The following is a 17,007-nucleotide window of genomic DNA, read 5'->3' on the forward strand; positions in this document are numbered from 1 at the left end:
CTCCTCCTTTTTCGTGCCCATAGAGAAACTCTATTCCGCCTTTTCACCACCCGGTCGGTGATCGAAGATTCCCGTCCCCGGCGCTCCCATCAAGTCTGTCAATGGGCGCCCGAACGCCGTTTGACTGTCTCTCGGCAATTGCTCAATGCTTTTCGTGAGCCGTCAGGAGCGACCGCTTTCCGAGGAGACTGAGTAATGATCCGTAAGGACGACATGACCGGCGGAGAAATAGATTCGGTTATCCGCAGGCATGTCCGCAGGAATTTCGAGGATTCCTCCCTGCTGGCCGAGGTCGGGCTGGACTCCCTGTCCGTCCTGCGCATCGCCGGTGAGCTGGTCCCCGACCCGGACCAGGAGATCGACCCGACCGGACTGGCCACCGCCCGGACCGTCGCCGACCTGCGGCAGTGGCTGCGCGGGCTGCTCACCCCCGCGGAGGGCGTGCGATGAGCGCCGTACCGCCGCTGCCGCTGACCGCCGCCCAGCAGGGCCTGCTCATGGTGCACCGCACCGTCGACGTGCCGCACCTCTACAACGTCGTCGCCGAGCTGGAGCTGGACCCGCGGCTCGGCGAGGCGGACCTCGACCGCGCCCTCACCGAGGTGCTGTCCGTGCAGCCCGCGCTGCGGACCGCCGTACGCGAACGGCCCGCCCCGCACGCCGTCCTCACCGACCCAGCGGGCGGGGCGCCGCTGCGCGGGGTCACCGCGGACGCCGCGGAGTTCGAGGCGCGGCGGGCCAGCGTCCTGGCCGAACTGGGCGCCACCGCGTTCGACCTGACGCGGGCGCCGCTGCTGCGGGCCGTGCACCTGCGCGCCGCCGACGACACCCGCGCGACGCTGCTGCTCGTCGTCCACCACCTGGTCTTCGACGGCTTCTCCCTGCGCCAGTTCGTCCGCGACCTGAGGTCGGCCGTGCGCGGCACCCTCGACGTGGCCACCGTGCGCGTCGCCCGGGAGCGGGCGCTGCGCCGCGAGCTGGAGGCGCAGAGCGCCGCCACCGACGACGCGTCCGCCGAGCGGGCGGCGGTCGAACTGGCCGAGCGGCTGCGCGCGGTGCCCGCCACCGTCCTCGCGCCCCGCCCCGGCCGCCCCACCGGCACCGCCTTCACCGGCGACCGCCGCGCGTTCCCGCTCTCCCCCGAGCTGTCGAAGGCCCTCGACCGGCTCGGCGCGGACCTCGGGGTCAGCCCGTTCGTCCTCTTCTCCGCCGCCTACGCGGCCGTCCTGGCCCGGCACTCGGGGAACACGCCGGTGGTCTTCGGCAGTCCGGTGATGGCCCGCCGCACCCTGGGCTCGTTCGACCTGTGCGGCTTCTTCGTCAACACGCTGCCGCTGGTCGTGGACGTCCGCTGGGAGCAGGGCTTCGACGCCTTCGTGCGGGAGACCGTACGGGCCGAGGCGGACCGGGTGCGCGGCCAGGCGGCGGTCTCCTTCGACCGCGTCGTGCGCCACGTCCAGCCGGACCGCACCACCGACCGCAACCCCGTCTTCTCCGCCATGCTCGCCATGCAGGACGGCACCGACGTGGAAGACGGCCCCGACGCCGTCGTGCGCGCGGTCCGCGAACACGGCAACGGCACCGCCAAGTTCGACCTCTGGCTCGGTGTCACCCCGGGCCCCGACGGCTGGCTCCTGGAGCTGGAGCACGACCGCGAACTGCTGCCTGAGCCCTTCGTGTCCGCGCTGGCCGACTCGCTGACCGATCTGCTGGCCCGGGTCACGGAGCGGCCCGGCACGCCCCTCGCGGAACTCTTCGAGGACGCCTCCCTCCCCGAGTCCCGCGCGGACGACGGCTACGGCCGCCCCGCGCCCCACACCGAGCTGCGCCCCTGGGTGCGCGCCGCACTGGCCCGGCGGCCCGACGCGACCGCCGTCGAGGAGGACGGGCGCCGGGTGACCTACCGCGAACTGGACGCCCTGGTCCGCGCGGCGGCGGCCGGGCTGGCCCGGCGCGGTACGGGTCCGGGCACCGTCGTCGGCCTCACCACGACGACGCTGGTGGACACGGTGGTGACCGTCCTCGCCACGCTGGAGCGGCGCGCGGTGTTCCTGCCGCTGGACCTGAGCCTGCCCGGCGAGCGGCTCGCGTACATGGTGGAGCGCGCCGGGTGCCGTCTCGTCGTCGGCGAGGACGGTCCCGGTCTGGACGCCGTCGACACCGTGTCCCCCGCGGAGCTGCTGGCCGCGGAGGGCACGGAGGCGCCGGACACCGCGGCCGACCTCGACGACCCGGTGTACATCATGTTCACCTCCGGCTCCACCGGCCGCCCCAAGGGCGTGCTGATGGGCAACGGCCCGCTGGTGAACCTCACCGCCTGGCAGCTCGACGCCCTCGCCATGGACGAGGACACCCGCTTCCTCCAGTACGCGCCCCTCGGCTTCGACGTCTCCTTCCAGGAGATCCTGCCCACCCTGATCGCGGGCGGCACCCTGGTCTCCCGCGACCCGGCCGACCGCAGGGACCTGCCCGCGGTGCTCGCCCGGGTACGCGAGCGGCGCGTCTCCCACGTCTACCTGCCGGTCGCCGCCCTGCGCCCCTTCACCCGCGCCGCCCAGGACCTGGGCGACGCGCTGCCCGACCTGCGCTACGTGTGCGTCTCCGGGGAGCAGCTCCTCCTCGACGACGGCGTCCGGGGCTTCTTCGCCGACCGGCCGCACCTGCGCCTGGTCAACCTCTACGGCCCCACCGAGACCCACGCCGTCACCACCCACCGGCTGGAGTCCGACCCCAAGGCGTGGCCGACACACGTGCCGATCGGCCGCCCGATCACCCACGTCAGCGCCTACGTGCTGGACGGCACGGGCCACCTCGCCCCGCCCGGCGTGCCCGGCGAGCTGTACCTCGGCGGCGACTGCCCGGCGCACGGGTACGTCAACGACGCCGAGCGCACCCGGGAGCGGTTCCTGCCCGACCCGCGCGCCGACCGGCCCGGCACCGCCCGCATGTACCGCACCGGTGACCAGGTCGTCCGGGACGAGCACGGCGTCCTCGTCTTCCTCGGCCGCGACGACGACCAGGTGAAGATCCGCGGCCACCGGGTCGAGCTGGGCGAGCTGGAGACCGCCGCCGCCTCCCACCCCGGGGTGCGGCTCGCGGTGGCCGCCGTCCACGGCACGGGCGGCGAGGACCGGCACCTGCAGCTGTTCGTCGTACCGGAGGACGGCTCTGCCGCGACGCCCGACGAGATACGCCGTCATGTGGCCGGTGCCGTACCGGGGTACATGGTGCCCGCGCGGGTCCTCCCCGTCGCCGCCGTGCCCACCACCCGCAACGGCAAGGTGGACCGTACGGCCCTGCTGGCGGAGGCCGAGCGCGCCGTCCGTGAGGAGGACGCCTCCGCCGCCGCCGCGGTCACCGTGGCCGACGACCCGCTGCTGGCCTGGCTCCAGGAGCTGTGGTCGGGACTGCTCGGCCGTACCGGACTCCCCGTCGACCGCTCGCTGTTCGAGTACGGGGCGCACTCGCTGAACGTGCTGACCGCGCGGGCCGCCATCGAGGAGGCCCACGGCGTGCAGATCCCGATCCTCGACTTCTTCCGCGAACCCACCCTGCGCGCGCAGGCGGCGTGGATCGACGGCCAGGTCCGGGAGGGGTCATGATGACCACGGCCCGTACGGGAGGCGTGGTGGACGCGTCCACCCGCGACGCACGGCTGCTGGTGCCGCTGGCACGGCGGTCCGGGCCGCTGGACAGCCTGCTCATCCACCCGGCCGGGGGCGGGATCTCCCAGTACCTCGGGGTCGCCGGTCGGCTCGCCCGGCACGGGTCCGTGCACGCCGTCCGCGCCGACGGACTGCTCGCCGGGGAGCGGCCGGACGACAGCATCCCGGAGATGGTCCGCCGCTACCTCGGGCTGGCCCGCGGCCTCACCCACCGGCCGAAGCTGCTCGTCGGCTGGTCGCTGGGCGGGGTGCTCGCCTGGGAGCTGGCGACGCGGCTCGCCGTGGACGGTCCGGCGCCCGCCGTCGTCCTCATCGACAGCTTCGCCGAGCGGCAGACCGCCGAGGACTCGGTGGGGGAGGACCTGTTGGCGGCGGTGGAACGCTCCCTCGGTGATCCCGGTGAGCCAGGTGCTCCCCGCGAACCTGACACCGACGCCGACCGTGCCCGCGCCACCGCCCTCGCGCACCTCACCGCGTGCACCGACTACGCCGTCACCGCGCGGCACACCGGTCCGGCGCTGCTGATGAGCTGCGCCAGCCCGCGCCGCGCCGAGCAGGTCGACGACTGGCGGCGGCTGGCCGACTGGCTGACCGTGCGCGAGCTGCCCTGCGGGCACTTCGACGTCTTCCAGCCCGCGCACCAGCCCCACCTGCTCGGGCACCTGGACGAGTTCCTGGCCCGCCTCACCCCTTCCACAGCCGTCCCCCAGGAGAACGCACGATGACGACCGATCCCCGCCCGCTCGCCGTGGTCACCGGCGGCACCCGCGGCATCGGGCTCGCCCTGTCCCGGCGGCTGGTCCGCCTCGGGCACCGCACCGTCGCCCTCTACCACTCCGACAAGGACGCGGCACAGGCCGCCGCCGACGCCCACGGCCTGCACGTGCTGCGGGCCGATGTCGCGGACAGCGACTCCGTGCGGGAGGCGGCCCGGCACATCCTCGCCGAGTACGGCACCCCGAGCGTCCTGGTGAACAACGCCGGGATCAACATCGACCGGCCGTTCCTCGAACTCACCCCCGCGGACTGGCAGCGCGTGCTCGACACCAACCTGTCCGGCCCGTTCCACCTCACCCAGGCCCTCGCCCCGGCCATGCTCGCCGCCGACGGCGGCACCGTCGTCAACGTCGGCGCCACCACCGGCATCCGGCCCCGCGCCAACGGCGCCAACTACGCCGCCGCGAAGGCCGGACTGCTCCAGCTCACCAAGTGCCTGGCGCTGGAGCTGGCCCCCCGCATCCGGGTCAACTGCCTGATCCCCGGCATGACCGAGACCGAGGAACTGATCACCCGGTTCCGCCTCGACGACCCCCAGCACCGCGCCGCCGTGCTGTCCGAGATCCCGCAACGACGCATCGCCTCCCCCGACGACATCGCCGACGCCCTGGAGTACCTGGTGGGCCCGCTCGGCGGCTATGTCACCGGCCAGAAGCTGATCGTCGACGGCGGCCAGTTCATGTGGTAGGAGACCATGACCGACGCACAGCTCACCACCGCCCGCGCCGCCGCCGAGGCCGCGCCGCCCCCCGGCGACCCCGCCTACGACCGCTACTGCGCCGCCCTGGCCGAGACGCTCACCGAGCACTGGCCCGCCGTCCTCGCGGCCAACGCCGAGGACGTCGCCCGCGCCGAGGAACGCGGACTGTCCCCCGTACTCCTGGACCGGCTGCGGCTGACCGACGACCACCTCGACGGGTTGCGGCGGCTCACCGAGACGGTCCGCGCCGAACTCACCGACGTCACCGCGCCCGGGGCCGGGGTCCCGGTCGGTGACTGGGGGGTGCGCCTGCGCGTGCCCAAGCCGCTCGGCGTGGTGTTCATGGTGTACGAGGCCCGCCCCACCGTCACCGTGGAGGGCGCCCTGCTGCCCGTCGCGGTCGGCAACGCCGTGCTGCTGCGCGGCGGCAAGGAGATAGCCCGCACCAACGAGGTGCTGGCCGCCGTGGCCCACAAGGCCCTGCAGGCCGCCCACCTGCCCACCGGACTGGTCACCGTCCTCGACGACCCCGACCGAGCGCGGCTGCGGGCGCTGCTCAAGCGGCCCGACGCGATCGACGTGCTGATCCCGCGCGGCAGCCCCTCGCTGATCGACTACTGCCGGTCCGCGTCCTCGATCCCGGTGATCGCCAGCGGCGGCGGCGTGAACCACCTGTACGTGCACCGCAGCGCCGACCTGGACCTGGCCGCCGAGGCAGCCCTGGACAGCAAGCTGCCGGAGCCGACCGCCTGCAACACCGCCGAGATGACGCTGGTGGACCGCGAGGTCGCCGCGGACTTCGTGGCGGCGCTGCTGCGGGCCGCGGAGCGCGGCGACCGGCGGGTGACCCTGCGGCTGGACCCGCGGATACCCGCGCCGCGTCCTGCCGCCGAGGACTCGGAGGGGCGGCCCTGGCGGCTCTCCGAACTGCGGGAGCACGACCTGGGGCGGGAGTTCCTGGACGCCACGATCGGCGTGTACCCGGTGGCGGGCCTCGACGAGGCCCTGGCGCACGTCCGCCGGTACGGCTCCGGCCACACCGAGGGCGTCATCGCCACCGACGCCGCCGTGGCCGAGGAGTTCACCCGGCGCGCCGACGCCGCCGCGCTCGTCGTCAACGGCTCGCTGCGGCTGCACGACGGCCCCACCCTCCAGCTCGGCTCCGAACTGTCCATCAGCACCGGCCGGATGCACGTCCGCGGCCCGGTCACGCTCGGCTCCCTGCTCACCCACAGCGTGGTCGTGCGGGCCGACGGCACCCTGCGCGGCGGCCCGGACGCGGCCTCCCGTTTCTGACCCCTCTCCCACCACCACACCCCTTGGAGCAACCATGATCACCGGACTGGACCGTGACGCGGTCGCCGAGTCCGTGAAGCGCGTGGTCATCGCCGAGTCCCGGCTGCCGCTGCGCCCCGCCGACATCCCCGACGACGAGCCCCTCAACGGCGACGTCCTCAACGTCAACTCCCTCGGTTTCGTGGGCATGTTGGTGCGTCTGGAGGACGAACTCGACGTGGTCCTCCCGGACGACCTGTTCGTGGGTCGCGCCTTCAAGACCGTGCACGACCTGATCGAGGTCGTCCTGCTCGGAGCGGAGCCGCTGCGATGACCGGCGTCGACCTGCCCACCAGGTGGCGCGGCGTCCTGCCGCACCTGGAGGAGCAGCTTCCCGCGGACCGTACCCCGCCCGTCGCCCCGGGCGGCGGCCAGGGCGTCCAGGTCAACCTGCCGATGGAGCTGGTCCGGCAGAGCGTGCGCCGCCAGGAGTACTGGGACATCCCGGCCGAGGTCGTCGACGCCTACCGGGCGTTCCGGCCCACCCCGCTGTGGCGGGCCACCGCCTTCGAGCGCGCGGTCGGCGCCCGGGTGCCGATCTACGTCAAGTACGAGGGCGGCAACATCTCCGGCAGCCACAAGCTGAACACCGCGCTCGCCCAGGCGTACTACTACGCGCGGGCCGGGGTCCGTGAACTGGTCACCGGCACCGGCGCCGGGCAGTGGGGCACCGCCCTGGCCGCCGCCTGCGCGATGTTCGGCATCAGGTGCACCGTCTTCATGGTCGGCACCAGCCTGCGCCGCAAGCCGTACCGGGGCACGCTGATGCGCACCCTCGGCGCCACCGTGCACGCCAGCCCCAGCGGTCTGACGGAGGTGGCCCGGCAGAGCGAGGCCGGGGTGAACAGCCTGTCGCTGGCGATCGGGGAGGCGGTGGAGTACGCCGCCCGTACCGAGGGCGCGGCGTTCTGCATCGGCAGCGGGGAGACGTACAGCATCCTGCACCAGTCCGTGATCGGGCTGGAGGCGGGTGACCAGCTCGCCGCCCTCGGCGCCGGGGTCGACGCCGTCGTGGGCTGTGTCGGCGCGGGCTCCAACTTCGGCGGGATCGCGCTGCCGTTCTTCGCCGAGGCCGCCGCCACGGGCACCCGGCCGCCGCTGCTGGTGGCCGCCGAGTCCAGCACCACGCCCAAGCTGACCCGGGGCACGTACGCGTACGACCGTACGGACGCCACCGGCACCGGGCCGCTGGAGGCGATGTACACCATCGGCAGCTCCTACCCGATCCCCGACTCGCACGCGGCGGGGCTGCGCTTCCACGGCGCCGCCAAGGTGCTGTCCGCGATGCGCCACCGCGACCAGATCACGGCCACCGCGGTCGGCCAGGTGGAGGCGCTGGAGGCGGGCCGCCGGTTCACTAGGGCCGAGATGGTGCTGCCCGCGCCGGAGTCGGGGCACGCGCTGGCCGCCGCGGCGCGGCTCGCCGGTGCGGGCACCGAGAGCACCACCGGGCACGCGCGCGCCCAACAGGGCGTCCTGGTCTGCGTCAGCGGCCACGGCTATCTCGACCTCGGCGCCTACCAGCAGCTCATGGACGGCGAGTTGACCGAGGACGGTCCGGACGAGGGCGCGCTGCGGCGGGCCGTCGCCGACCTGCCGGGTGTCGGGCAGCAGCCCGTGGGAGCGGGGGCCGGTCATGAGCGCTGACAGCGCCCTCGACACCGTGGACGCCCGGCTGTTCGACTGCGTGCAGGTCAACCTGGCCGTCCTGGCCGACCGCTGGTACGGCGCGGGCACCCATCTGCGCCTGGGCGCCGTCCTGCGGTTCCGGCCCGAGGACGGTCCCGGGGGGCTGCCCACGGTGGAGCGGCCCGCGCGCGAGGAACTCCTCGACTCGGCCGCAGCGTTGGGACTGGCGGTCCTGGAGTGGCGTACGACCCGGCCGGGCGAGTCCGTCCGCCCGGCCCCGGGCCGGTACGTCGTGGCCGACGCCTTCGACCTGCCGTGGGTGCCGTACCACGGGCGGCGGCACATGGAGCACAGCTTCCTCGCCGAAACGGTGGAGACCGACGACGGCAGCATCTTGGTGGTCGACGCCTACCACAACGAGACCCCCTGGGGCAGCGCCCGTCCCCTGCGGCGCCGCCTCAGCCGCGCCGAGCTGGCGGCGGCCGTGCCCGGTCCGGCGCTGGTCGCCACGCTCGCCCCGGCCGGGGAGCCGCCCGCCCCCGTCCGCGCCCGGCTCGACCTGGCCGACGGACAGACGGCACGCGGGTACGTCGCCGCCTACGCCGAGCACCCCGACCGGGTCGCCGCCCTGGACCGGCTCACCCTGGAGACCTGGCTGCTGGCCCGCTCCCGCGCGCTGCACCTGCGGTTCCGCCAGTTTGAGGGGTCGCTCCCGGACGACACCGGCGCCGTGGCGCACGTACGGGCGTGGGAGTCGCTGGCCGAGGCCGTCTACCTCGGGTTCCGCCGGGTGCGGCGGGGCCGTGCCGAGGCGGCGGAGGTGTACGCGCGGCTGACGGAACTGCTGCGCCGGGACCACGAGGTGTTCGGCACCGCTCCCGCCCCGACGGAACCGCAGCCGACCGAGCCGCGTCCCGTCGCCGCGTCGGACGCGCTGCGCGCCCAGGTGGTGGCGACCGCCGCCGAGGTGCTCCAGGTCGAGCCCTCGGTGCTGGCGGACGGGCGGCCCCTGGCCGACGTACCCGGGTTCTCGTCGTTCCGCGTGGTGGAGATCGTCGAGCGCCTCGAAGGCGTGCTGGCGCTGGAGTTCGCGGCGGACGACCTGGTCCCGGAGAACCTGCACCACGTCGACGGCATCTGCCGCATCGCCCGGCGGGCCCTGCGCGCCCGCCCCACCGACCACCCCCGTCCCCTCATCCCCCGTCCTCGTTCCGGAGAGATCTGATGTCCGCCCACACCGGTCTGCTGCACCACCTGCTCGACCGGGCCGCCGCGCACTGGCCCGACCGGCCCGCCGTGACCAGCGCGGAGCACACGCTCAGCTACCGCGAACTCGACGCCGCCTCCCGGCGCCTGACCGCCTGGCTCGCGGCCCGGGGCCTGCGGCGCGGTGACCGGCTCGTGATCTGCGCGCCCGGTTCCACCGCCCAGCCCGCCCTGCTGTACGCCGCCTCCCGGGCCGGGGTCGCCTTCTCCCTGCTGCACGAGCAGGTGCACGGCATCCAGCTCGACCACGTCCTCGACGACTGCGAGCCCGCGCTGCTGGTCAGCGACGAGCCCGCCGCACGGGAGGCCGCGGCCCGCCGCGGGATACGGACCGCCGACAGCGCGGAGGTGGCCGGGGTCGCCTTCGCCGACACTCCCCCGCCCACCACCATGCCGTCCGGCCCGCTGCCGGTGGACCCGGTGTGCCTGATCTACACCTCCGGCACCACCGCCCTGCCCAAGGCCGTCGTCAGCACGCACCAGCAGCTCATGTTCGCCGCCGGGGCGATCCAGTCGATGCTCGGCTACCGCCCCGACGACGTCGTCTACAGCCCGCTGCCGCTCTCCTTCGACTACGGCCTCTACCAGTTGTTCCTCTCCGCGCTGGCCGGGGCGCACGCGGTGGTCGGCCGTCCCGCCGAGGTCGGCCCGGCCCTGCTGGGCAACCTGGTGCGGGCCCGCGCCACCGTCCTGGCCGCCGTGCCCTCGGTCGCCGGGGCGCTGGCCCGGCTGCTGCGCCGGGCGGGCGGGCAGCGGCCACCGCTGCGGCTGCTCACCAGCACCGGCGCGGCGATGCCCGCGGAGACGCTGCGGGAACTGCGCGCGGCGCTGCCGGGGCTGCGGGTGCAGCTCATGTTCGGGCTGACCGAGTGCAAGCGCGCCACGATCATGCCGCCGGACGGGGACCTGGAGCGGCCCGGTTCCAGCGGGCGGGCGCTGCCCGGCACCGAGGTGTTCGTGGTGGACGGGGAGGGACGGCGGCTGCCCCCGGGCGAGATCGGGGAGATCGTCGTCCGCGGCCCGAACGTCATGGCGGGCTACTGGCGGCGTCCCGAGCTGACCGCCCAGCGCTTCCCCCGGGAGGAGGGCCTGCTGCCGCGGTTGCGCACCGGTGACTACGGCTGGGTCGACGAGGACGGCTACCTCTACTTCGACGGCCGCCGCGACGACATCTACAAGGAGAACGGCTTCCGGGTCAGCGCCACCGAGGTCGAGGCCGCCGCCCGGCGGGTGACCGGCGTCAGCGCCGCCGCGGTACTGCCGCCCCAGGGGTCCACGCCCGCCCGGCTGTTCGTCGTCGGTACGGCGTCCCCGGCCGAGGTGCTGCGCGGGATGCGCGAGCAGATCGAGGAGTTCAAGATCCCGCGCCGCTGCCTGGCCGTCGAGGCGCTGCCGCTGACCGGCAACGGCAAGGTCGACCGCGCCGCGCTGGCCGCGCTGGCCGAGCGGCCCGTCAGTGAGGAGGAGAGCCGTGTCCGTGCCCGGTAGCGTCCGTCCGGCGCCGCTGGTGCCGCCCGCCGTGCTCCCGCACCTGCCGACCCCGGCGTACGTGTACGACCTGGCCGAGGTGCGGCGCGGACACGACGCGCTGCGCGCCGCGCTGCCCACGGGCGCGGGGCTGTACTACTCCCTCAAGGCCAACGCGCACCCGCTGGTCCTGAAGGAGTCGCGCGAACGCGGGGCCCGTCCGGAGGTGTGCTCCACCGGTGAGCTGGACGCGGCGCTCGCCGCGGGCTGGCCCGCCGCCGACGTGCTCTACACCGGCCCCGGCAAGCGGGACGCCGAGGTGCGGTACGCGCTGCGGCTCGGGGTGCGGCTGTTCTCCGTGGACTCCCCGCACGCCATCGGCCAACTGGGGCGCGTCGCCGCCGAGTCGGGGGTGGTCGCGCGGTGCCTGCTGCGGATCAACGACGACCAGCCCGTGCCCGGTCAGGGGCTGGCGATGACCGGGGTGCCCTCGCAGTTCGGCGCCGACACCGGATGGGTACTGGCCGAGCCGGAGCGGTTCGCGGGCGGCCCGCACGCGCACGTCGTCGGCCTGCACCTGTACATGGGCACCAACCTGACCGACGTCGAGGCGCTGACCGGGCAGTTCGCCCGCTCCCTGGAGACCGCGGGGAAGGTGACCGCGGCCCTCGCCGAGCACGGCGTGCGGGTGCGGGTGCTGGACCTCGGCGGCGGCTTCGGCGCCCCCTTCGCCACCGAGGGCGAGCGCGTCGACCTCGACGGGCTGCGGCCCCGGCTCACCGCGCTGCTCGACCGGGCGCTGCCGCACCGGCACGCCGACGGCACCGAGGTCGTGTTCGAGTCCGGGCGCTACCTGGTGGGCGCCGCGGGCGTGCTGCTGACCGCCGTACTCGACGTGAAGCGGTCGCACGGCAGGGACGTCGTCGTGCTGGAGTCCGGGATCAACCACCTCGGCGGCATGTCCGGGCTGCGGCGGCTGCCGACCCTGACGCCCCGTCTCGTACCGACGCCTGACCGTCAGATCGATGCGGAGCCGGAGCTGACCGCGCTGGTCGCGGGCCCGCTGTGCACACCGCTCGACACCTGGGCGCGGGCGGCCGAACTGCCCGCGCTGCGCCCCGGCGACCTGGTGGCCGTGCCCAACGTGGGCGCCTACGGGCTCACCGCCAGCCTCGTCGCGTTCCTCGGCCATCCGCTGCCCGCGGAGGCCGTCATCGACGGCGACCGCCCCGGCGCGGTCCTCGACGTCACCCGGCTCGACCTGACCCGCAACCCCGTCCCGGCCGCGAACCCGGCCGGTTCCCACCCTGGAGTGAAGTGATGGACCCCCGTTTCCTCGAACTGCTCGCCCCGTTCCTGAAGTTCCTCGGCGACCGCGAGATCACCCCGGACGCGTCCCTGCGGGCGCTCGGCCTGGACTCCATGCAGGCCATCGAGCTGCTCTTCGAGATCGAGGACACCTACGGCGTCACGCTGCCCGACGACGACATGAACGACGCCACCTTCGCCACCGCCGCCAGCCTGTGGGCCGTGGTCAGCGCGGCGCTCGACGCGCAGGGGGTGACGGCGGCATGACCGCGCCCGTCCTCACCGCCGCACCGGTCACCGCGCCGCCGACCGGCGTGGAACTGGCCCGGCTCACCGAGCGGGTCGCCGCCGTGGCCGCCGAGCACCTGGCCCGCACGGACCGGGACGCCGCGTTCCCCGTGGCGGCGCTGACGGAGCTGCGCCGCACCGGGCTGCTCGGCCTGCTGGTGCCCGTGGAGTACGGCGGCCTCGGCGGCACCACCGCCTCGATGGTGGAGGTGAGCACCGCCCTCGGCCGGGTCGACATGTCCGTGGCGATGATCTTCGCCATGCACTGCCAGCAGGTCGCGGCGCTGGTACGGCACGCCAGCCCGCGCCTGCGGGACGAGCTGCTGCCCGAGGTCGCGGCGGGCCGGATCTACCTCGCCTCGGTCACCACCGAGGCGGGCAAGGGCGGCCACCTGCTGACCGCCGGGTCCGCGCTGGCCACCACGGGCGACGGGGAGTTGGTCATCGACCGGTTCGCGCCGATCGTCACGGGCGGCGCGTACGCGGACGGCTTCCTGCTCACCATGCGCAGCCCGGACGCCGACTCCCCGAACGCGGTCTCCCTGGTCTACGCCCACCGCGACCAGCTCACCGTGGAGCGGTCGGGCGACTGGCAGCCGCTGGGGATGCGGGCCAGCCACAGCGTGGCGCTGCGGCTGACCGGGTCCGTCCCGGCCCACCAGGTGGTGGGCGCGCACGGCGACTTCCGGTCCATCGTGACGTCGGTGTTCGCGCCGATGGCGCACCTGGGCTGGTCGGCGAGCTGGCTCGGCACCGCCGCGGGCGCGCTCTCCCGCGTGCTGCGGCTGCTGCGCGGCCCGGAGGGCCGGGGCCGCGTCGACCTCGGCTCGGAGCTGCTGCTCACCCGGCTGTCCCGGGCCCGGCAGCGGATCGACACCGTGCACGCGCTGCTCCGCCACACCCTGCGGGCCGTGGAGAGTGCCCCCGACCTCAGTGTGCCCCGGGTGCAGCTCCTGCTGAACGCGCTGAAGATCACCGCGGCGGAGGAGTGCCTGCGGGCCGTCGAGGACCTGGTGGACGCCCTGGGGATGCGGCACGGCTACCTCAAGGACTCCCCCACCCGCCTCGAACACGCCCTGCGCGACCTGCGTTCGGCGGCCCTGAACTACAGCAACGACCGGCTCCACCTCGCCGACGGCAAGCTGGCCCTGCTCGACCCGGAGGTGCGCCTTGTCTGACCTCCGTCTGGCCCCCGCCGCGGCCGACGTCCTGGCCGACGTGCCGGTGGACGCCCCGGCGGCGCGGGTGTGGGCGGCCCTCGGCGCCTCCGGGGTGCTGGACCACCTCTACGAGCGGCGGCCCGACGGGCTCGTCCCGGTGCCGGACCGGCTCGCCGCGCTGCTCGGCGCCGTGGACGCCCGCGGCGACAACGGCGTCACGCTCAGCGTGCTGGTGCAGGCCGCCAGCGCCCTGCCGGTGCTGGCGGACGGGGCTCCGCCCTCCGGTGTCGTACGCCGGGCCCTGGAGCGGGTCAGCTCCGGCGCGGCCACGGTGGCGCTGGCCGCCACCGACGGGGCCGCCGCGGGCTCCGACCTCGCCGGGCTCGGCACCGAGGTGACGCTCGGCCCGGACGAGGTGCGGGTCAGCGGCGGCAAGCGGTGGATCACCAGCGCGCTCACCGCGGACTGGCTGCTGGTCCTGGCCCGGCACCGGCCCGGCCGCCACTTCACCAGCTTCACCTGGGTCCTGGTGCCCGCCACGGCTCCCGGCGTACGGGTCCACGCCGCCGACACCGACCTGCTCACCGGCGCCGCCACCGGGCACGTCGACCTCACCGACGTACGGCTGACCCCCGACCACGTCGTCGGGCGTGCCGGGCGCGGGATGGCGGCTTTCGCCCGGCACATGGGCACCGAGCGCCTCGCGGGCGCCCTGTGGGCGGTGGCGCTGACGACGCGGGTCCTCGCCGACACCAAGGCGCGGCTGGAGCGCCGGTCCGTCGACGGGCGACCGCTGTGGCAGCACCCCGCCGTGCGCCAGCGGTACGCCGCCGCCCTGGTGCGGGTGCGGGAGCTGCGCGCCCTGTGCGACAGCCTCGGCTCCCGGGTCGCCGTGGGGCGGGACCTGGGCGCGGCGGCGCTGCTGAAGTCCGCCGCCGGGCTGGTCACCGACCCGGTGCTGGCCACCTGCGCCCAGTTGCAGGGCGCGGACGGCTTCGCCCGGGGCGGCGCGCAGCGCGCCCGCGCGGAGGCCGCGGTGTTCGGCATCGGCGGCGGCGTCACCGAACTGGTCCTGGACGCGGTCGCGGGCGACGCGGACGCGCTACTGACGGAGCTGGGCTCGTGGACACCGTGACGAGGGGACCGGGCAGCGCCCGGAGGACCGGCGGCACCCTGGCGGAGAGCGCCCGAACGACCGGCGGCGCCCTGGCCGGGAACGCCCGAAGGAGCGGGGGCGCCCTGGACGCGGGCGGCGGGGTGGCGGGGGACGCCCTGATCGTGGAGGTGGCGCCGGGCGTCTGGGTGGCCCAGGGCTCACGCGACCGCTGGCGGCGTGCCGAGCCGCACCCGGACGACCTCGCCCGTGCCGCCGCCCTGCCGCAGTGGCGGGCGGCGGAGTTCCTCGCCGGGCGCGCCCTGCTGCGCCACCTGCTGCGGGCCACCGTGCCCGAGCTGGCCGGGGAGCCGGTGGTCGCCGGGGAGCGCGGCAGGCCGCTGCTCGCGGGCGCCCCGGGGACCGGCGTCAGCGTCTCCCACGACGGGGACGCCGTGGCCGCCGCCGTCGCCCCGCGCCGCCGCGTCGGCGTCGACGTCCAACTGCCGCCCGCACGGCCCTCGGACGCCCTGCTGCGCCGCTGCCTGGGCGCCCACGCCGACGCCGTGCTGACGCTCCCTGAGGCGCGCCGGGCGGCCGAACTTGCCTGGGTCTGGACGGCGCAGGAGTCCTGCGTCAAGGCCGCCGGGACCGGGCTGTCCGACCGCCCGTGGACGATCGACGTCCCGCCCGGCGCCCGGCGCGGACGGTGGCGTGACTACGCGTGGACCAGCCTGCGCACCCTTTCCCGCACACCCCTGAGCTGCGCCTTCTCCGCCCCCGAGGACGCTTCCGACGCCACCTGGGAGACACCGTGTTCCTGACCGACGGCGAACTGGCCGCGATGCCCGAGCTGAGCTGCTACACCACCAACCTGCTGGCGTACCTGATGCCGGAGGTCCCCGACGTCCGGCTCCGCCTCGCCCGGGGCGTCCGGCTCGCCGTACGCCTGGACCTGCCCCCCGGCGAACTCGCCTTCTCGCACCACCCCAGGGTGGACACCACCGACGACGGCCGGGAGCTGGCCTACCGTTCGGCGGCCGACTGGCCGACCGCCCGCGCGGCGCTCCTCGACCAACTGGGCCGCGACGGGCGGGTACTGGTCGTGGGCAACACCCGTCACCTGCCGTGGGCGCCGGGGCACGGGCGGTCGGACGCCCCGCACTGGCTGCTGGTCGGCGACCACCGCGACGGCCGCTGGCTGCTCGCCGACCACTTCACGGCGCTGACCCCGCTGGGCGACCAGGAACCGTGGCTGGGCTGGGTCGACGACGCCCAGCTCAGGACCGCACTGACGCTGCCGCCCCGCCCCCCGCGCGAGGTGACCCGCCGCGACGAACTGGCCCTCGGCCGCACGATCGCCGTACCGCCCGCGGACCACCACAGGTGGCTGGCCTGGCAGACGGCCACCACCGGTCCCTCCGCGCCGGGCCCCGGCGTCTGGAGCCTGGACCTGGAACCCTCCCTGGCCCGGATCTCCGCGACGTTCCGCGCCGAACCCGCCGCCCTCGCCCGGCACGCCGACGACCTGTGGGCCGCGGCCCGCCACCACACCTACCGGCTGGCCTACGCGGTCACGGAGGGCGCGCTCAGCCCGGAGCGGGCCGCGGCGGCGTCCGTGGCGTGGGGCGAACTGCCCAAGACGCTGCGGTTCGCGGAACGCTCGGCGGCGCGGGGCCGTCCGCGCCCCGGCGTGGTGGACCGCTCGATCGACCAGCTCCTGACGGCGCAGGCCGCCCTGGCCGCGGACCTGTCACCGAAGGACTGGTCGAACCAACCAGGAGAGACCCGATGACCACCGAAAGCCTCCTGCCCGCCCCGACCACGGTGCCGGGCGACGTCTTCCGCCACACGATGGCCCGGCTGCCCACGGGCGTCGCCGTCGTCACCACCCAGGGCGCGGACGGCCCCGTCGGCTGCACCGTCAACGCGGTCATGTCGCTGTCCCTGGACCCCCCTTCGCTGCTGGTCTCCCTCGCCGGGCGCGGCCGCACCCTGGACCAGGTCCTGGAGCGCGGCGCCTTCGCGGTCAACGTCCTGCCCTGGTCCGCCCGGCACCTGGTCCGGCAGTTCGCCACCGGCACGGCGGCGCAGCGGTTCGCCGGGGTGGCCTGGCGGTCGCAGCACGGGGTGCCGGTGCTGACGGCGGCGTCGGTCAGCGCGGTGTGCGAGGTCAGCGACTGCGTGCCGATGTACGACCACGTCCTGGTCGCGGGCACGGTCACCTGGACCCACTCCGACGACCAGCCCCCGACGGTCCTGTACGCGGGCGCCCAGCACCCGCTGGGCGGCTGACCCCGATCCACCACACCCACGCAC

16 protein-coding genes are annotated in these 17,007 nt (G+C 75.3%); all 16 read left to right on the plus strand.

Going from position 1 to position 17,007, the window contains the following annotated elements; all coding sequences use genetic code 11:
• Positions 1–195 precede the first annotated feature (195 nt).
• From ACFQZ6_RS00490 to ACFQZ6_RS00565, 16 genes are read left to right on the plus strand one after another with little or no spacing between them, the layout of a single operon-like run.
• A complete protein-coding gene (locus ACFQZ6_RS00490; RefSeq protein ID WP_381604320.1) occupies positions 196–450 on the plus strand; it encodes a phosphopantetheine-binding protein in 255 nt (84 codons plus the stop codon).
• Entirely contained in the window at positions 447–3,602 is a 3,156-nt protein-coding gene (locus ACFQZ6_RS00495; protein WP_381604321.1) for a non-ribosomal peptide synthetase, read from the plus strand. The genes ACFQZ6_RS00490 and ACFQZ6_RS00495 overlap by 4 nt, the downstream gene beginning before the upstream one ends.
• Entirely contained in the window at positions 3,599–4,390 is a 792-nt protein-coding gene (locus ACFQZ6_RS00500; RefSeq protein ID WP_381604322.1) for an alpha/beta fold hydrolase, read from the plus strand. Before ACFQZ6_RS00495 ends, ACFQZ6_RS00500 begins: the two co-directional genes overlap by 4 nt.
• Positions 4,387–5,130 (plus strand): SDR family NAD(P)-dependent oxidoreductase, encoded by a 744-nt coding sequence (locus ACFQZ6_RS00505; RefSeq protein ID WP_381604323.1) that lies wholly within the window; start codon positions 4,387–4,389, stop codon positions 5,128–5,130. The genes ACFQZ6_RS00500 and ACFQZ6_RS00505 overlap by 4 nt, the downstream gene beginning before the upstream one ends.
• 6 nt (positions 5,131–5,136) lie before the next feature.
• Positions 5,137–6,438 (plus strand): glutamate-5-semialdehyde dehydrogenase, encoded by a 1,302-nt coding sequence (locus ACFQZ6_RS00510; RefSeq protein ID WP_381604324.1) that lies wholly within the window; start codon positions 5,137–5,139, stop codon positions 6,436–6,438.
• A 34-nt stretch (positions 6,439–6,472) separates the two neighbouring features.
• The gene (locus ACFQZ6_RS00515; RefSeq protein WP_381604325.1) at positions 6,473–6,751 is read left to right on the plus strand and encodes an acyl carrier protein; all 279 of its coding nucleotides are present in this window, start codon (positions 6,473–6,475) and stop codon (positions 6,749–6,751) included.
• Positions 6,748–8,124, plus strand: coding sequence for a TrpB-like pyridoxal phosphate-dependent enzyme (locus tag ACFQZ6_RS00520; RefSeq protein ID WP_381604326.1), 1,377 nt, complete (start codon positions 6,748–6,750; stop codon positions 8,122–8,124). The genes ACFQZ6_RS00515 and ACFQZ6_RS00520 overlap by 4 nt, the downstream gene beginning before the upstream one ends.
• Positions 8,114–9,331, plus strand: a complete 1,218-nt coding sequence (locus ACFQZ6_RS00525; RefSeq protein WP_381604327.1) for an acyl carrier protein — start codon at positions 8,114–8,116, stop codon at positions 9,329–9,331. The genes ACFQZ6_RS00520 and ACFQZ6_RS00525 overlap by 11 nt, the downstream gene beginning before the upstream one ends.
• Positions 9,331–10,860: a class I adenylate-forming enzyme family protein gene (locus tag ACFQZ6_RS00530; RefSeq protein WP_381604328.1), complete on the plus strand. Its 1,530-nt coding sequence runs from the start codon at positions 9,331–9,333 to the stop codon at positions 10,858–10,860. Before ACFQZ6_RS00525 ends, ACFQZ6_RS00530 begins: the two co-directional genes overlap by 1 nt.
• Complete coding sequence (locus ACFQZ6_RS00535; protein ID WP_381604329.1) at positions 10,850–12,160, plus strand: type III PLP-dependent enzyme; 1,311 nt, start codon at positions 10,850–10,852, stop codon at positions 12,158–12,160. The genes ACFQZ6_RS00530 and ACFQZ6_RS00535 overlap by 11 nt, the downstream gene beginning before the upstream one ends.
• Positions 12,160–12,414: an acyl carrier protein gene (locus ACFQZ6_RS00540; RefSeq protein ID WP_381604330.1), complete on the plus strand. Its 255-nt coding sequence runs from the start codon at positions 12,160–12,162 to the stop codon at positions 12,412–12,414. Before ACFQZ6_RS00535 ends, ACFQZ6_RS00540 begins: the two co-directional genes overlap by 1 nt.
• On the plus strand, positions 12,411–13,613 hold the full coding sequence (locus ACFQZ6_RS00545; protein WP_381604331.1) for an acyl-CoA dehydrogenase family protein: 1,203 nt from the start codon (positions 12,411–12,413) through the stop codon (positions 13,611–13,613). The genes ACFQZ6_RS00540 and ACFQZ6_RS00545 overlap by 4 nt, the downstream gene beginning before the upstream one ends.
• On the plus strand, positions 13,606–14,730 hold the full coding sequence (locus ACFQZ6_RS00550; RefSeq protein ID WP_381604332.1) for an acyl-CoA dehydrogenase family protein: 1,125 nt from the start codon (positions 13,606–13,608) through the stop codon (positions 14,728–14,730). Before ACFQZ6_RS00545 ends, ACFQZ6_RS00550 begins: the two co-directional genes overlap by 8 nt.
• Positions 14,718–15,512 carry a 4'-phosphopantetheinyl transferase family protein gene (locus ACFQZ6_RS00555; RefSeq protein WP_381604333.1) on the plus strand — a complete coding sequence of 265 codons (795 nt, stop codon included), beginning with the start codon at positions 14,718–14,720 and terminating at the stop codon, positions 15,510–15,512. The genes ACFQZ6_RS00550 and ACFQZ6_RS00555 overlap by 13 nt, the downstream gene beginning before the upstream one ends.
• The gene (locus ACFQZ6_RS00560) at positions 15,503–16,483 is read left to right on the plus strand and encodes a hypothetical protein (RefSeq protein WP_381604334.1); all 981 of its coding nucleotides are present in this window, start codon (positions 15,503–15,505) and stop codon (positions 16,481–16,483) included. Before ACFQZ6_RS00555 ends, ACFQZ6_RS00560 begins: the two co-directional genes overlap by 10 nt.
• A complete protein-coding gene (locus tag ACFQZ6_RS00565; RefSeq protein WP_381604335.1) occupies positions 16,480–16,983 on the plus strand; it encodes a flavin reductase family protein in 504 nt (167 codons plus the stop codon). The genes ACFQZ6_RS00560 and ACFQZ6_RS00565 overlap by 4 nt, the downstream gene beginning before the upstream one ends.
• Positions 16,984–17,007 lie beyond the last annotated feature (24 nt).

Origin of the sequence: Streptomyces flavalbus (assembly GCF_042674625.1) — a bacterium.
Classification (GTDB): Bacteria; Actinomycetota; Actinomycetes; order Streptomycetales; family Streptomycetaceae; genus Streptomyces; species Streptomyces flavalbus.

What these genes read in the sequence shown, in the direction of transcription:
- ACFQZ6_RS00545 (WP_381604331.1), top strand. Translation starts at nt 12,411, where the DNA reads ATGACCGCGCCCGTCCTCACCGCCGCACCGGTCACCGCGCCGCCGACC.
- ACFQZ6_RS00490 (WP_381604320.1), top strand. Translation starts at nt 196, where the DNA reads ATGATCCGTAAGGACGACATGACCGGCGGAGAAATAGATTCGGTTATC.
- ACFQZ6_RS00520 (WP_381604326.1), top strand. Translation starts at nt 6,748, where the DNA reads ATGACCGGCGTCGACCTGCCCACCAGGTGGCGCGGCGTCCTGCCGCAC.
- ACFQZ6_RS00525 (WP_381604327.1), top strand. Translation starts at nt 8,114, where the DNA reads ATGAGCGCTGACAGCGCCCTCGACACCGTGGACGCCCGGCTGTTCGAC.
- ACFQZ6_RS00510 (WP_381604324.1), top strand. Translation starts at nt 5,137, where the DNA reads ATGACCGACGCACAGCTCACCACCGCCCGCGCCGCCGCCGAGGCCGCG.
- ACFQZ6_RS00495 (WP_381604321.1), top strand. Translation starts at nt 447, where the DNA reads ATGAGCGCCGTACCGCCGCTGCCGCTGACCGCCGCCCAGCAGGGCCTG.
- ACFQZ6_RS00565 (WP_381604335.1), top strand. Translation starts at nt 16,480, where the DNA reads ATGACCACCGAAAGCCTCCTGCCCGCCCCGACCACGGTGCCGGGCGAC.
- ACFQZ6_RS00515 (WP_381604325.1), top strand. Translation starts at nt 6,473, where the DNA reads ATGATCACCGGACTGGACCGTGACGCGGTCGCCGAGTCCGTGAAGCGC.
- ACFQZ6_RS00540 (WP_381604330.1), top strand. Translation starts at nt 12,160, where the DNA reads ATGGACCCCCGTTTCCTCGAACTGCTCGCCCCGTTCCTGAAGTTCCTC.
- ACFQZ6_RS00530 (WP_381604328.1), top strand. Translation starts at nt 9,331, where the DNA reads ATGTCCGCCCACACCGGTCTGCTGCACCACCTGCTCGACCGGGCCGCC.
- ACFQZ6_RS00505 (WP_381604323.1), top strand. Translation starts at nt 4,387, where the DNA reads ATGACGACCGATCCCCGCCCGCTCGCCGTGGTCACCGGCGGCACCCGC.
- ACFQZ6_RS00500 (WP_381604322.1), top strand. Translation starts at nt 3,599, where the DNA reads ATGATGACCACGGCCCGTACGGGAGGCGTGGTGGACGCGTCCACCCGC.